The organism is Chryseolinea sp. T2, from assembly GCF_037203685.1.
Lineage (GTDB): Bacteria > Bacteroidota > Bacteroidia > Cytophagales > Cyclobacteriaceae > Chryseolinea.
On record NZ_JBBCAU010000006.1, the window covers coordinates 319913 to 335750 of the forward strand.

General features: G+C 46.0%; 15 protein-coding genes. 7 read left to right on the top strand and 8 right to left on the bottom strand.

Translation table 11 applies throughout. The features are described from left to right. Positions 1 to 397 precede the first annotated feature (397 nt). Positions 398 to 2125 carry a tetratricopeptide repeat protein gene (locus WBG78_RS20270; RefSeq protein WP_337328304.1) on the top strand — a complete coding sequence of 576 codons (1728 nt, stop codon included), beginning with the start codon at positions 398 to 400 and terminating at the stop codon, positions 2123 to 2125. Positions 2126 to 2215: 90 nt separating this feature from the next. Here WBG78_RS20270 and WBG78_RS20275 read toward each other — a convergent pair whose 3' ends face one another. Next, a complete protein-coding gene (locus WBG78_RS20275; protein ID WP_337328305.1) occupies positions 2216 to 2914 on the bottom strand; it encodes a hypothetical protein in 699 nt (232 codons plus the stop codon). A gap of 83 nt (positions 2915 to 2997) precedes the next feature. Here WBG78_RS20275 and WBG78_RS20280 point away from each other — a divergent pair, with 83 nt between their 5' ends. The 3 genes from WBG78_RS20280 to WBG78_RS20290 all read left to right on the top strand — a co-directional run bounded on the left by WBG78_RS20280 (position 2998) and on the right by WBG78_RS20290 (position 6048). After that, a complete protein-coding gene (locus WBG78_RS20280) occupies positions 2998 to 3969 on the top strand; it encodes an AraC family transcriptional regulator (protein ID WP_337328306.1) in 972 nt (323 codons plus the stop codon). Between the two features lie 780 nt (positions 3970 to 4749). Next, a complete protein-coding gene (locus WBG78_RS20285; RefSeq protein ID WP_337328307.1) occupies positions 4750 to 5067 on the top strand; it encodes a hypothetical protein in 318 nt (105 codons plus the stop codon). Between the two features lie 213 nt (positions 5068 to 5280). Next, positions 5281 to 6048 (top strand): hypothetical protein, encoded by a 768-nt coding sequence (locus tag WBG78_RS20290; protein ID WP_337328308.1) that lies wholly within the window; start codon positions 5281 to 5283, stop codon positions 6046 to 6048. Positions 6049 to 6083: 35 nt separating this feature from the next. Here the strand turns inward: WBG78_RS20290 and WBG78_RS20295 are convergent, their stop codons facing one another. Further along, positions 6084 to 7298, bottom strand: coding sequence for an FG-GAP repeat domain-containing protein (locus WBG78_RS20295; protein WP_337328309.1), 1215 nt, complete (start codon positions 7296 to 7298; stop codon positions 6084 to 6086). A 151-nt stretch (positions 7299 to 7449) separates the two neighbouring features. Between WBG78_RS20295 and WBG78_RS20300 the strand changes: the two genes are divergently transcribed. Together WBG78_RS20300 and WBG78_RS20305 are read left to right on the top strand one after the other, a co-directional pair. Beyond that, positions 7450 to 7698 (top strand): hypothetical protein, encoded by a 249-nt coding sequence (locus WBG78_RS20300; RefSeq protein WP_337328310.1) that lies wholly within the window; start codon positions 7450 to 7452, stop codon positions 7696 to 7698. Positions 7699 to 7700: 2 nt separating this feature from the next. Beyond that, positions 7701 to 8744, top strand: a complete 1044-nt coding sequence (locus WBG78_RS20305) for a hypothetical protein (RefSeq protein WP_337328311.1) — start codon at positions 7701 to 7703, stop codon at positions 8742 to 8744. Positions 8745 to 8816: 72 nt separating this feature from the next. Here WBG78_RS20305 and WBG78_RS20310 read toward each other — a convergent pair whose 3' ends face one another. The 5 genes from WBG78_RS20310 to WBG78_RS20330 form a co-directional block, all read right to left on the bottom strand. Continuing rightward, positions 8817 to 9206 carry a tautomerase family protein gene (locus WBG78_RS20310; protein ID WP_337328312.1) on the bottom strand — a complete coding sequence of 130 codons (390 nt, stop codon included), beginning with the start codon at positions 9204 to 9206 and terminating at the stop codon, positions 8817 to 8819. A 189-nt stretch (positions 9207 to 9395) separates the two neighbouring features. Beyond that, positions 9396 to 11792, bottom strand: a complete 2397-nt coding sequence (locus WBG78_RS20315) for an ABC transporter permease (RefSeq protein WP_337328313.1) — start codon at positions 11790 to 11792, stop codon at positions 9396 to 9398. 128 nt (positions 11793 to 11920) lie between these two features. Continuing rightward, the gene (locus WBG78_RS20320; protein WP_337328314.1) at positions 11921 to 12433 is read right to left on the bottom strand and encodes a hypothetical protein; all 513 of its coding nucleotides are present in this window, start codon (positions 12431 to 12433) and stop codon (positions 11921 to 11923) included. Positions 12434 to 12502: 69 nt separating this feature from the next. Continuing rightward, on the bottom strand, positions 12503 to 13321 hold the full coding sequence (locus WBG78_RS20325) for an ABC transporter permease (protein ID WP_337328315.1): 819 nt from the start codon (positions 13319 to 13321) through the stop codon (positions 12503 to 12505). Next, a complete protein-coding gene (locus WBG78_RS20330) occupies positions 13299 to 14039 on the bottom strand; it encodes an ABC transporter permease (protein WP_337328316.1) in 741 nt (246 codons plus the stop codon). The genes WBG78_RS20325 and WBG78_RS20330 overlap by 23 nt, the downstream gene beginning before the upstream one ends. Positions 14040 to 14273: 234 nt before the next feature. On the opposite strand from WBG78_RS20330, the gene WBG78_RS20335 reads away from it, so the two are divergent. Further along, entirely contained in the window at positions 14274 to 14720 is a 447-nt protein-coding gene (locus WBG78_RS20335) for a hypothetical protein (RefSeq protein WP_337328317.1), read from the top strand. Here WBG78_RS20335 and WBG78_RS20340 read toward each other — a convergent pair. Continuing rightward, positions 14713 to 15639 (bottom strand): hypothetical protein, encoded by a 927-nt coding sequence (locus WBG78_RS20340; protein ID WP_337328318.1) that lies wholly within the window; start codon positions 15637 to 15639, stop codon positions 14713 to 14715. The two genes, WBG78_RS20335 and WBG78_RS20340, sit on opposite strands and share 8 nt — an antisense overlap. Between the last annotated feature and the right edge of the window lie 199 nt (positions 15640 to 15838).

A 15838-nucleotide genomic window follows, 5' to 3' on the forward strand; every position in this document is an offset into this window, starting at 1 on the left:
GAAGATATAAATAAAATTAAGAAGATGTCATCAGTTATACGATTGCAAATGGACCTATTCGCCGTATATCAAACATCGCTTGCTAACATTGACGCAATTTGGGAGATGCGTTTCGCGTTTTGCGCAGATCCCTGTAATCCGTGAGCGGTTGCGGGTGTATCACCGCACGTACAAAGGCGCCGTTTGTTATTCGCAAAAAATATTATCTTACAAATCGCATTTTGGTCATAGGGAAGAACCGGCAGGAACTGGCCTTGTTTGAAGGCCGGCCGTTGCGTTCGGAGGAATCATCCGTGGATGTTGTGTAAATGTCGTATGGCCAAAACGTTGTAATGCCGTGGGGCAGGTCTGTGTAGTTGGGCAAAGGCATTAAGGTGACTTTGAATTAACCTAACATATGAACCCACAAAAGTTTGCTGTCATCCTCCTGACAACGTCCCTCCTACTCGCTGCGTGCAAAGAGACGCAGCCAACCTTTGAAGCTCCCGTTCTGAGAAACATTGGTGACTATGCTGTTCCCGTAACCACGGAATCGAAGCATGCCCAAATGTTCTTTAATCAAGGCGTCATCATGGCCAACGGATTTAATTTCGCAGAAGCCGAACGCTCCTTCCGCGAAGCAATACGACTCGATTCCACATTCGCTATGGGCTACTGGGGAATTGCCTACGTACTTGGTCCGAATTTCAATTCGGTCGATAATATGGGAGCCGTAAATGAAATCAGGAGCGCCGTAGCAAGTGCTGCCCGTCACGGTGAACATGCAAGCGACTGGGAGAAGGCGCTCATCAAAGCGATCCAGGTAAAGTTTCCTATGGATGCACCTGAGACCAACGCGGAAGGCTTCACCACGGCGATGAAGGAGGCCTATACGCAGTTTCCCGATCAATCATTTGTTGCCACGTTATACGCCGAAGCAGTAATGAACCTCCATCCCTGGGACTTCTATGCGGGCAAGGGCGGAGCGCCAAGAGAGTGGACACCTGAGGTGGTTACGCTTCTGGAAAAAGTAATTTCAATAGATTCCAGGAATCCGCTGGCCAATCACCTTTATCTCCATGCAACAGAAGCAAGCGCCGATGTTGAAAAGGCTCTTCCCATGGCAGAAAGATTAAAGACACTGGTGCCCTCGGCCGGTCACCTTGTACACATGCCTTCACATATCTATATCAATACCGGTGATTATCATGAAGGATCGATCGCCAATGAGAATGCCGTTGTTGCCGACAGTATTTACATCGCCGAGTGTAAAGCACAGGGATTCTATCCTCAGCTTTATTACCCGCATAACTATCATTTCCTTGCCGCTACGGCGACGTTCGAGGGAAGAGGCGCACGCTCCATTGAAGCTGCTTACAAAACCGCTAGCCTGGTTGATCCTAAATACTTTCATGAACCGGGATATGAAACAACGGTGCAGCACTATCTAACGATCCCCAATCATGTGCTGATTAAGTTTGCGCAGTGGGAAAAGATCCTCACACTACCCCAGCCCACCGCAGACCTCGTATATCCAAATGTGATCTGGCATTATGCGAAAGGTATGGCCTATGCCAACACAGGCAAACTCGATCAGGCCAAGGAGGAACTGAAGTCATTAAACGAGCTGAACAAAGATTCCACCCTTACCGAACAAATGATCTGGGGCATCAACAAAGTAACTGAGGTTTGCAACCTCTCTGCTAAGGTCCTCGAGGCGGAAATCAATGTTAAAGAAAAGAAATACAAAGAGGCAATCACGCTGCTGAATGAGGCGATGAAGATTGAAGACGGTCTCAATTACAATGAACCTCCGGACTGGTTCTTCTCCGTTCGTCATATTCTGGGCAATGTGCTGCTTGAATCAAAAGACTATGCTCAGGCTGAAAAGATTTACAGGGAAGATCTAAAGTACTGGGCAAAGAATGGATATGCGCTGAATGGTTTGGCTGAGAGTCTTACGGGACAGGGAAAGACGGCCGAAGCCGACGAAGTTAAAAAGCAATTTGCAGAGGCATGGAAATACGGAGAGGTAGATTTGAAGGGATCCGTTATTGATCCGGAGAAGAGGAAGAATATTGCCATCCGGATTGATCAGAATTCGCCGAATGCTTTAGTTTACCTGGCTAGTGCGGTGTGTAATTAATTGACAATTGATAATTGATAATTGATAATTTTTGAGCCCCCTTATCGGGGGCTTTTTTTATGAGTTCATACGAACCGGTTATCTCTGGTGCTATTGCTTTTGCACAGATACCGGGCGCATCATCACGATGCCGGCCCATATGGCCCAGACTATGGCGAGGACCAGATAAATATTAAGTCCGATTTCCGCGAGAGTGGCAAGGCCAAACATTTCGCCGGTTCCGTCGAGAATGCATGCGGCACCCAGGGCAAGCGTTGTTCCTTTGAACCAACGGCCGCCCGGCATCAGCAAAGCAAGTCCTAGCCACCATGTACCTGCCAGGAACATTTCAAGAATGTTCCAGATACCCTTTACCACGAGCTCGTTCGACAAAATAAACAACTCCTGATATAACGGCTGGTCTGCAGGCGTGGCCTGCCGGAAACTCGTGATCAGTGAAGGCCACGCCGCGGCAAGCATGGCAGCACCTATGGCTCCTATGATTACATAACCATATCCGGAGAAGGTGATCAGCGAGGTCCATGATGATCTGTTGACGGTTCGCTGATGAAGGAAGAATATGGCGGGTAAAAGCAGCAAATAGTATCCGAACATATCCAGCAGCATGAACCACTTGATCATCGCGGGCGTGGCGCTTTCCATTCGAAGTATGAGGACGGGGTTAGAGAATGCTTCTGAATCGAAGTTCGTTGCGATCATTCCTGTGAGCATACTTCCAAAAGCGAGAATTCCGGACAGGATCGTTAGCATTCCTGCGATCCGACCATCTTTAATAGTAAAAGGCTGCATGTGTTGATGTTTTAGCCATATCAAACGCAATGTGCGCTGATACATATTTGTTATTTTGCGACAAAAGCCGGTTAATTTCCGACATGCAGGCGCAGATCTCCATCCTTCGCGACATTATCTACGGGGCTTCTGCCTATGGCGGTGACATTCATCGCATGTGTGCTGCACTCGACATCGATCCGCACGACCTCCACGACTCCGAACGCTTTGTCCCGTTCAAGCCTGCTGCTGAAGTTTGGGACGTGGCACTTGCCGAGACTGGTGAACAGTTCCTGGGATTATACCTTGGAGAAAAGATGAGTCCTGCAATATTGGGAATGATTGGATATCTGATGCAGAGCAGCCAGACGTTACTTGAGGCAGTCCTGTCACTGGCGCGCTTCAACGATCTTCATTCCACAATGATGAAGTACGAGGTCGTCGAATCCGGTGATCGCGTAGAGATCACTTATCATCCTGCAGAGATCTGGATCCAGCAATACCCTGAGAGTGTTCGTCAGTCGCTGGAGCTGGCCATGTCGGGGCTGGTAACCTTATTCAGGCTTATATCTTCACGCCCCATATACCCATTAAGGGTAGAGCTCAGCTTCGAGGCACGATCAAGAACAGAATATGAGCGCATCTTCCGCGCTGAGATACAGTTCAATTCAAAACGCAACGCGACCACGTTCCGGAAAAGCGACTTGTTAAGTCCTGTAGTAAGTCATGACAAGTCGCTATACGTTCGCTTCAGCGACATACTGGAAAAGAAACTTCAATCTATTAACGCGCAGGAGACACTGACCGATAAAATTGGTCATGCTATCCTGCTTGACTTCAAAGGCAATAGCCCTTCCGTTGAAGTAATGGCCGCGCACATGAACATGACGCCGCGGACCATTCAGCGCAAACTAAAGGACGAAGAGACCACATACAGAGCAATCGCCGCGCGTTTCAAGCGTGAGCTGGCTACGGTGGTGATGGAGAACAATAAGTTCGGGATCACTGAAGTGGCGAGAATGCTTGGCTATTCTGATTCCAGCGCGTTGAGGAAGGCGATGAGGAAGTGGTCGTGACAGGTCGTTGTGATGGACTTGAGATATAGTTCCTGGCACTTGAAGAGCCGGTGAAAAACGGATATATCCGGATAAACGCGGCAGCCACTGTATAAGCTTTGATTCATGAGACAGCGATTGTTGATAGATTTACGTGAGCAGTGATGGGTACCACACTGAGCGCTACCCGGCGTTGGTTTTTAAATGAAGGCTCGGATAGAATTTAAGGTTTGACTGGTTGAAACAGGATCGACGCAGTTAAAATTTGGTCATCGGCTCATGGAGAGTGCTCTTTTGGATGCAGGACTATTCTTGAGAAAAGGGAAGTAAACGCAATGCGTATATTTGGGCGTTGTGGGCAATGAGACATGATCAATAGATTAATAAGAAACGTCAAAAGTATTAATTCTAGCATTTGGACCGAATGGATGCTCAGAATTGCGATCACATTGGAGTTTATACAAACTGTAAGTGTAACTCCTGACGAACATTATCCCGATTTGGCATATCTTCTAATATTAATTGCTTTATGGTGCTATTTTTTTAGATTAAGAATGTTGGGGTTTATTCCTTTGCTACTAGCTTTCTTAATCCACCTTTGGCATGCATCATATTGATATTTCACTGCACACAACATCGTATATTCCGCATTGACGTTTGTTGTTAATTTTGGAGAAGAAACGCCAACGCGGCATATATTAAAGTTGTACGCAAACTTACAGTGAAGATAGAACAGTGATTGGTTCAAAATATATATCGCACATAGTTGACCTGCTGCTGGACGGGGATGACTTGGGTCGAATGGCGAAGTATAAAATCGAATATCTGACAGAGGAGAGCTTTGAATACACGGGAGTTGGTGTGTTCGTGAGCTTTAAACATTCAATTGGAATCGAACAGCACAAATTAGCAATAGATAATGTTCTCATTAACGGACTTGAAATTGAGTCTACATCACTGGAAGTAGGTGCAGAGGCATCGGTTTCAGTAAACAAAGGGCTTATAGATTATTTGGAGATCTGGTCGTATAGCGGCGAGTACCCGACGCAGGAATTAGCGGATTACACCTTGAGACAAAGCTGGACCAATGGACAAGGACGAGAGATTATCGTAAAGTAAAACCCAGCGCACAACACCACATATATGCACTCTCCAGTATGCAGCCCTCTGAGCGACAAGCTTAGCCGGGGCGCAAACAAATACGATACCTTTTGGTGCCCAGCGTCAAAAAAAGGACTATTTTGTTGTGTCCGCCGCGCCTGATATCAACGCCAATGGCACATACCAGCAAATAGGATTTGGGTTCATTAAAAGTATTAAACGGATAAAATTGTGAGAATAGAGAAATCGTTGTCCTGGCTGTTTGCCTTAATCCTGTTGATCGCTTTTGGTTGTACTGACGACAAAGATCTGGACTTTACAACATACGAAGGCAACGCTAAATTAAAGAGGAGTTCAATGTATTCGTCGGTGAATGACGCAGAGCCAATAGCAATAGTTGATGAATATGAATATGATAGTCAGGGCAGAATCAGTAAAGTGTCATCGCCTTTGTACAACAACGGCCAGGTTGTTGGCACGGTAAAGTATGATCTGTATGAATACAATTCACATGGACAACTAACAACTGTGTCCAATTTCAACGCCAACAGTGGTTCACCAACCGGATACATAAATCTGACTAATTACAGCTACACTTATTCTACAAATGGACTGAAAGAGAAACAACTAATTGAGTATCCTCAAATAAATTCCTTTGAATACATCACATACTTCTACAAAGACGATAAGCTGACAAAATCGGAAAAGTATAATAGCAAAGACGAACTTCAGGATTATACAGTTTATGAATACAACGGAGACAGATTGGTCAAAGAGACATGGTACTCATCAAAAAATGAAGTGAATCGTATAACGAATCATATTTTCACAAATGGGCTAAATACGGAAACCATGATTTATGGAGGAAGTAACAACGAGAAAATAAGAGAAATAAGAAAGACCTATGACGCAAATTATAACTTGATCATGATTGAATCTACAGAATTAGCAACATGGAGTTCTGCCACAAGTTATGTAATGAGATATGAATATTTTTAAGCCAAAGAAATGGTGCTAAGGAGGTAACCGGTCATTCACTTCCTGCCAAGCAACAGGCGCACCTGCGATCCCCAGCCGCCAATCATCAGATCCCGCACACCATCGCCGTTCACATCTCCAACAGCGATACCCCATCCGCGGCCGACAGTAACTTCCGGAATCACCTTGCTCGTCACATTAGTAAATACACCCTTGCCATCGTTCTGAAGCGCCTGGACCTGTGCGGCTTCAAAGGGCGGTGTCTTAACGGCACTTAAAATAATGTCCATGTAACCATCGTGATTGAAATCGACTATCGTGCCTGAGTAGCTGGACAACTTTTGCGCGGGAATTCGTTTTGCCGTCTCGTCTTTAAAATTTCCTTTGCCATCGTTGATCAGCAACCTGGCTGTAGGATCTTTGTCCCATTCTCCACCGTTGTTGGTAAGATTAACAAAAAGTATATCCGGGTGCTTGTCCAGGTTGGCATCAAACACCAGAACGTCGCGCGTATGCAATGGGACCAGCAATTCAAGTTTCGCGGCCTGCTCGGTAAACTTTCCTTTACCATCATTAAAGAACAAACGATTTGGTGGCACTTCATTACCGACGACAAGGTCCAGGGCACCGTCGCCATTTAAGTCGGCGAGTTTCACGGCCTGGGTTTGATCTTCGACAGCAGGCAGGCCATCCGTTGTGTCATCAATGAAATAACCGGGCTTGTCCGGATTGTTGATCCATAGAAAGTCCTGTGCTTTGGAACCCGAATTACCGGCGACGATATCGGGAAGTCCATCGCCATTCACATCGCCAACGTCCAGGCCATTGGCTTCACTCTTTGCAGGAAGACGGTCGCTCACATCAACAAACGTACCGTCGCCTTTGCCTAAATAATACTCATGGTTTTGATCATCTTCCGCCACAAAGACAACGTCGGCAATGTGGTCATTGTTGAAATCGGCGATGCGGACGTGTTCTGAATCGTGATTACTCTCTGCAAAGGCACCTTTCTTCCATGTGAACTTTCCTTTGCCATCATTCAGGTAGAGACGATTGGGTTCGGATTCCAGCGCAAGTATTGCATCCAGGTCGCGATCGCCGTCAACATCCAGGAAGGCGACGTCAAGTGCATGCTCCCGTCCATCAATAGGGATGTGCGTAGCTGTAACGTCTTTAAACCATTTGGTTTCGTCCTTTTGAGCCTCGACTTGAAATGGCACTGCACACATCAGACAACTACCCAACCCTATAACAACTACATTTCTGAACATTCTGGTCATATTAAGTTAATGTGAGATACCGATCCTTTATCGTAACAACGCAAATCAGAATTTATTAATGCTTCGATCCCGAAATGTAAAACTACGCGTCGAAATCTACTCCCAAAACAGTAAATTGTACGACACCGTAATTATGCAGCTTATGACACCAAAAACAAAACGTCCGAGCAACCTGATTTTCGGAGGAAAAGGAATCTGGGAGCGCACTGCTGAATTCAATAGAAAAGCAGACGAAATAAAAAAAGAGGTGATGATCCAATACAAGCCAATGTTATCGTCGGAGACAAATCTGTTTAAACGGACGATGATCCACATTCGCATCTGGATGGAAATACGGAAAAGGATCAATGAACTGAGCTCAACCAGAAATCTCCATTTCGCAGGCCACTGATCATGAAAATCAAAATTGCCTTCGCCATCGCCCTCATAAGCACATGTATTGGAACCGTACTTTCCCAAAATGTTCTCGCACCTGGCGAACAGCCTCAGGTTACTGTTGATGCAAAAGGCGTGGTACGCCTTGTCTACGGAAAAGAAAATCAGATCTTCTTTTCAACGTCCGGAGATAATGGCAAATCATTCAGCACACCACAGCTGGTCGCCGAAGTGAATGAAATGCATCTTGGAATGACGCGTGGGCCGCAACTGGCAACCTCTGCCAGTTACTCAGTTGTCACGGCGATGGATAAGAAGGGTAATATCCACTCCTTCAGACAGGATCATAAAACAGGCAAGTGGCAAAAGTTGTCGCTCATAAACGACGCCGATGGCTCAGCACCTGAAGGACTGATGAGCATCTCTTCGAATGATAAGGACAATTTCTACGCTGTGTGGCTGGATCTTCGTGAAGGCCGAAAGAATAACATTTGTTTTTCATCACTATCAGGCACGAAATGGTCGGCGAACAAGTTTGCATACAAGTCACCTGAAAGTCATGTGTGTGAATGCTGCAAGCCATCGATAAGCGTCAAGGGTAAAACGGTTTCGATCATGTTCCGGAACTGGCTGAAAGGATCCCGCGATCTGTACTTAACGACATCATCAAATGGTGGAATCTCTTTTAACGATGCCCAAAAGCTCGGCAACGGTACCTGGTCTTTGCAGGGCTGCCCGATGGACGGCGGCGGATTGTCGATTGACGATCATAACCTCGTTCGTACCGCGTGGCAAAGAGATGGGGTTGTCTATTATTCAATGCCCGGACAACAGGAGCAGAGAATCAGCGATGGCCGACATGTAGGAATGAACGGCTCAATCATTACATGGCAAAAGGGGGCTGATCTTTTGATCAGAGAAGGAGACGGTCACGAACAAAAAGTTGGAGAAGGCACGGCACTGGAGGTTTGTGAGTTAAAGAACGGTTTAATATTGGCGGTGTGGGAAAAAGATGATCAGATTGTTTTTACCACTTTATCTGCAAACAAGACAGCCGAATAATTCAAATGCTCGTCCATGAACAATCTGAATCAGCTACCAGACGATATCAAACGATCAGCTCAAAAGAGGTAATTATACGTTCACCTTATAGTTGAGCACAAGCTCATCGCCGCTCTTCCCTCTGATACCCCAATTGACCATCGGCGTCTCAAAGATTGTGATCTCCAGGTCCATGTTCGAAACACCAAGCTCACGCTCAAAGCGCTCAAACAAAAGTTTGTGAAGATTCTTCTTGGCGCCAACCGACCTGCCCTCGAAGATGCTGATCTCTATGATCGTGTGCTTGTTCGTTCTGCCTTCGAAATAGAAGAAGCTGTCCTGATCTATGTAAATAAAACGGTGCGCCTTCTTTTCTCTCGGATACTGGAACGCATCAACCACGCAATCGTGAATAACTCTGGATACCTCTTCTCTGATCGGATGCAGGTGCTCTCTCAGTCCGAATACTTTAACTTGTCCCATGTTGCTTGTGTGCCTTTGAAAACGACTCCGACTAGTCTGGGAGAAGCCCTCGTTTAACAATAAGAGAACTATTTGCCCGCATCAAACATCTCTGTTTAGCGGGCAATTTCCAAACGTTTGAAAAGGACACTCCTGGCTATGTTGTTTTCCTTCACACTAGTTTATGTTCGTGCACAGCAACCGGTAATCTCAATCCTCTTTCAACGATCTTACCGGATTCTCCAGCGATACCCTCAAAGTACGGACGACGATCGCCAGCAACGACAGGGCTACTATCACCACACCCGGAAGAATAAACAGCGCCGCGCTGAGGTCTATTCTGAACGCATACCGATCGAGCCAATGCTTCACAACGAAGTAGGTAAGAACCGCCGACGCCGTCACCGATAATAACACGAGCCCGACAAAATCCTTCGAGATCAAACCGATGATCTGCTGTGATGTTGCTCCCAGCACCTTCCTGACGCCAATCTCTTTGGTCCTGTTAGCCACATCCACGGACACCAGTCCAAATAATCCCAGCGCTGAGATAAGCAATGCGAATACTGTGAGGAGGCCGAAGACCTTTTCAAATTGCTCATCGGCCCTGTACTGCCTGTCGAACTGCTCGTCAAGAAAGAAGTATTCAAACGCGGTACCGGGAAAGACGCTTTCATAGGTCTTTCGAATCAGATCGATGTCGCTTGTCACGTTGCCCGAATTGATCCTGACGCTCGCCATCTTGTTGCTTCCTTCCTGGTGAAAGAAAATCATAGGAAGATAGGGATCCTTGGGACTCGCCTGGTGAAAGTTATCGACAACTCCAATTATCGTCCGTTGGCTGCCCCAGAGATTGATCTTCTGACCTATTGCTTCCTTTGCATCCCGAATGTTCCAAAGTCTGATGGCTTCTTCATTCACCAAAATGTTATCGCGACCGTTGTCGGTTGGAACAAAATCCCTTCCGGTTGCCAGATCGATCTTCATGGTGGATAAGAAGTCAGCATCCAGCCACGTGATGTAAAAGTTGTAGGAGTCCGTCGTTGCACCACCTACCAGCGTTACACCCACATTTGTGGATGCCATTTCACTCGTCGGCTGACCGGGCACGCAACCAGAGAACGAAACGGACTGTACGGAACCCTGACTGAGCAGTTTGTCCTTGAACACCTGGTAGTTCGATGCTTCACCACTCGCTGATGTTCGCACGACCACAGTTTGTTCCACATCAACGCCAAGATCTTTCGCTCTCATGTAATCGAGCTGCTGCTTCGCCGTATAAGTCTGAACCAACAAGAACATCGTTATTCCGAATTGCACTGTTACAAGAACCTTCCGCAGATAGACGCCACCCTCCGTCCTTGAAAACTTTCCCCTTAATGCTTTCATTGGGTGAAAGCTGGCCAGAATGAACGAAGGGAAGATACAGGAGAGCAAAGTTGTAAGAGCAACTACGGCGGTGACAATGCCATAGAAGGTCGGGTCCGTCCATGAATGAAAATCGGCAGGCAAACCCGCGAGATTTCTGAACAACGGCAACGAAGCAACAACTACGCCGACGGCCAGTACGCCAGAGACAACATTTATCAGCAACGACTCGGAAAAGAACTGTGCACGAATCTGATTGATGGAAGAACCTATGACCTTGCGCACAGCAACTTCCTTAGCTCTCTCGAGTGACTTCGCCGTCGACAGGTTGATATGATTTACGATGGCGATAATGATTACCAGCAATCCTACGCCCATTAAAAAGTAAACAGCAATTGCGTCGCCGTTCTGTTCCAGCTCGTACGACTTATGAGAATACAGATGGATGTCTGTTACTGGCTGCGCAATAATTCTTTCATTTGGAATCTGCCCTTCGGAATAAAGTTTTTTATTTAATGCATTGATCTGTTCGACGAAAGATGGATACTGATCGGCATCAGATAGCTGAATGTAGGTGTAGTCATTGTTATTGTCCCAATTCAACCTGTCGCTTCCAACTTTGGCATCGATGGTTGATTGAGATATCAGCGCGTTGTATTTGAGGTGTGTATTGGCCGGAGGATCGGCAAGGATGCCAGTTACATTGAACGGCTGGTTAAAATCAGAAATCAAAACAGACTGTCCCAACGCATCGATGGTTCCGAAATACTTTAACGCGGTCGACTTCGTGAGCAACAGCTCATAGGTACCACTCAGCGCGCCTTCCTTTTTGCCGGCCAGGATATTACAATTAAACATAGTCAGAAAGGACGGATCAACGGCGATGAGATTGTTTTCGCGCAACGATTCGGTGCCGGCCTTAACATTCGAACTGTTCACCGTGTAAACACGCGTGAAGTCCTTCACACCCTTGAACTCTGCCTTTATTCTTGGCCCTGCAGGATGATACATTCCAGCGTCCTGGTCCACCACCATATCGCCGTTCAGATAGTCCATTGTAATTCGCACAATGTTGTCTGCAAGAGGATTCCATCGTTCGAAGCTCAGCTCAAACTTTACAAACAGCAATATGAGTATCGCGATGGTCAGACCGAAGGTTAAGCCGAGAATACTGGTTGAGGCATAGAACCGGTTGCGCGCCAGCAGGCGCAGGGAGAGTTTTAGATGATGTCCGATCATAGCCGTGCGTTTGTGGTTTAAGAGACTTTGCAAGCCCGGAATGGTTGCATTCCCAGTCGATGACAACCGAACCACCCTGTACCCCTATGCCCCACTAAAATATTTGCCGAGCTTTGAAGAACATTCACTCAGTTGTAGTCCTCGACCTGCCAGATCTTTCCTTCCGACTTCGGAAAGGTTGCACCGTCCACCAGCTTCGCCTCGATAAACTCGGTGCAGTAATACAATTCATCACCAGCCAATTTGCCAAGTGATTTTGTCCGTCCCCGGATGATCACCTTCTTCTTGTTATCGAGCAGGTATTTCCATTTGTAAACTTTGATCTTGTCGTAATCTGCCGAGTCGAGGTACAGCTTCACATAGGTGCTGTCGCTGCGACGCAGGTCAACAAATGGCTTATACATAAACCCCTCGTCCCTGAATCGTCGGAAGAGGCGGATGGCCTCCGAATCGGAGCTGTCTGCTGTCTCGAGCCTCGCGGTGTCGAGGTACAATTCTGCGTTTCTTATCGTGCTGTCGGCGGCACCATACAGGTTGCCGATGCGCAAGGAGCTGAAATACAGTTCACCGATGGTGAGGTCGTCAGATTCCTTAGAACAGGAGGCAAAGAACAGGATGAGGAGGAGGATGGTGATTCGCATGTTGATCAGGATCTATGAATATAACATACTTCCTAAAACTTCACTAACGGAAACGGCGCGGTGCCAATTCTATTCACTGCGCAATGCATCAATCGGATTAGCAACCGCTCCCCTGAGGATCTGGAAACCTGTTGTCAATACTGTGACTGAAAAAATCATTACTGCAGGGACCAGGAAAGACCAGGCGTCAAGAGCAACCTGATAGGGAAAATCTGAAAGCCATGAATTCATAAAGGACCAGGTGAACGGAACGCTGATCAGGTACCCCACGCTGGCGAAAACAAGGAAGTCTCTCAGCAGCAAAAAGAATATGGTGGCACTGGCAGCACCCATAATTTTTCTTATCCCGATTTCTTTTGTCCTTTGTAACGTTAACAACGATGCCAGTCCAATCAACCCCACACCCGCAAGCAAAATAGAAACTCCGGAAAAGTATGAAGACATCTTTGAGAGCGACTCCTCATTGACATAATACTTGCTGAAATCGTCATCCAGAAATGTAAAGGCGAACGGCGCCTGCGTCGCGGCTTTCCACTTTGCTTCTACAAACTCTACATCGTCCTTGCTCTGAACCCGAACGAGCAACTTCTTATCCAGCGGCCATTCTTTGTTCACCATTGCCATAAACAATGGCTCTATCTCGTTGCTCAAAGATTGATAATGGAAGTCCTTACACACGCCGATAATGTCCCAATGATTATTAAATACCTCTATTCGTTGTCCGATGGCACTTTCAGGAGTCCAACCCATACGATGAACAAAACGCTCGTTTACTACTATTGCATTTACGTAGTCCGCCTTATTCAATTGTGGCTGGAAGAGGCGCCCGCTGACCAAAGGAATTTTCAACACTTCCTGAAAGTACTCATCTACGTAGAATGTATTCACGGCGAGTTCTATTTTTTCGCCCTTTCGAGCTTTCGCCGACACTAGCTCCTCTTTCCAATTGCGCGTAAGTGTAAACATTACAATCATTCCACGTCTCGATAAGAGTAAAATCATATGTCGTAAAACCTTCCGCCCTCAAGTCGGAATTATCAGGAACATCCTCCATAACACCCGTAACAGTGTAATTTTCGCCATCAACCTTTACTATCTTACCAAGAACCGTTCTTGTTCCAAAATACTTGCCGGCAAGACGTTCTGAGATTACTATTGAATAAGGCTTGGAGAGAGCTGTTTTAGAATCACCCAGAAGCATCGGATATGTGAACGCATCAAACAAACCAGGGTCAGTTCTGAAAATATTGTTCTCATTGTAGACATCTTCCTTTTCACTATTCTCAAGGACTACAGCTCCCTGATAACGAAGAAGCCTAATAACATTCTCCACACCTTTAAAACTGCGCTTAAGTTCTGGTCCGAGTGCGCTTGGTGACATGGCTGTCTTAACATCTATTCCAGAATTCGTCTTATAGTTAACCGCGACACGATAAATTTGTTGATGGTTCACATGAAATCTGTCATAGCCAAGTTCATATTTGGCATACAGGAGAATAACGAGGGCACAAAATATCCCGGTCACAAGTCCGGCAATGTTTATGGCTGCGTAGGCTTTATCCTTAAGTAAGCTGCGTACGGCGATTAGAAAGTAGTTCTTTAACATAACTGCAGGTAACAATTGCTTTCAACGGTTAAATCAACACCTCTGGAATAGTAATCTAAGCAATTGATGCCAATTAGTAAAAGGCCCGTTGCCGCTTCCGGCGTCCGAGAACTAAAACATGGCATTGTAGCCCTTAAATCAAGAACAAATTCTCAATTTGCAGTATAGCAAGTATATCGCTGTTCGCACCGCTTCTCTGTTCAATTGAATTAGAAATTGTTCCCGTTAGCCGATATGAAAATCATAAGGATCAAAACACTTCATGTATTATCGCTGGCCATTTGTTTTACTCTGTTCGCCTGCGACACCTCCAGAATGTTATACAAGAGCTCAGACTCACGCCGCGATTATTGGAAAGTTAAGGCTGTTACGTTGAATCATTGTGGATGCACTGATCTATTTGTCGACAACTACGTCAACGGCAGGCGCGACTTTCAGATCATGTATACAGGTGACGGCGGAGCCAGAAAATATTTTTACAAGTACAGTGAGCAAAGTAAAGTCATTGACATGGTGATGTATGATGCATCAACAGAACGATATGAAATACCCTTCGACTCATTGGATACCAAAATATTCGAGCGTATAAAAACTATTATAGAGACTCCGAATGCTGTGCCCTACAAAATGAAATGGGTGGGATACAAGGGCTACGTGAGAAGTAAGTTTAGAATCAATTAGTCCGTCGCAGCCACCACTTGTCCTTCAACTCTGCCTTTTCCCCAACGATCAGATATTCTTCTCCATTGTTGTATGTAACCCAACCGTTATTCATATACTTCTGGCATACTCTCATCTCACCATCACCACAATCGAAGTCAAACGTGAAGGGAAGGCGGTAATCACCCCAGATGCATTTCTTAGCCATCTTCGTGTTGTAGCTCGTCCATGTACCGACATAGCTTCTGTTGAAGTATCCATCCGCTTCGAACATTCCTTCATCCAGAGATGCTGTCATCGTTTCCTTTTCAAGCGTGTAAAAGCACTCCATAATCCCTCTGAAAGAACCTGAGTTCTTCTGCCTGATATCTTCATCGAACTTGTACTCGGCAAACAGGTTGGCGGTGGGCTTTCCCTCCGTGTTGCCTTCATTGGTCAAATTATATGCCCGCATTATCCTGATGTAGCCTTTAAAGTCGCAGATGTTGCCTCCTACATTTGACTTCCCTTCAACACGATAAAGCAAATTGTCAGATCTGTCTCTGACGGCCTTACTAATAAATATCCGTATACGTTTATAGTCAAGTCCAATTATACCATTCTGATGTACATCGACCGAAAGCCAAACGGGACTGAAGTCGAACCCGGATAATGTATTAACAATATTCTGAGTCTGATGCCTCGTTCTCAGCGCGAGGTATTCCTTGCTAAAATCGTTTTGTTTCGGATCGTAGTTTTCGCATAGATGTCCGTTGCGATAGGGATCGAAATGCACCTCATCATCAGGAGGAAGGTTGCATGAATTCGTTTCACAGAATCCCTTGGCACCATGCTCCTGGCCATGTGCGATGACGGCTACCAACATGATTACCAATGATAATAATACTTGTCTTACAGAGGCCCTGGCCTCCCGCGTCTGACCAACTTCCGAAATACTCATAGTGCCTTTTCCACTTCTTCACCGGGGATGGTGCCAAATTTACTACTATAAATCCAGATTTATCTTCATGTTGTTTCCCTACTATGGAGCAACTATGCGGCTACGCTCATGGACATAAGTAAAACTCTTGGACGGGAACTAAAGCGGATATGAAGAAAATATAATGCCGATATAAAGAAAATCTATAGCGGATCTGAAG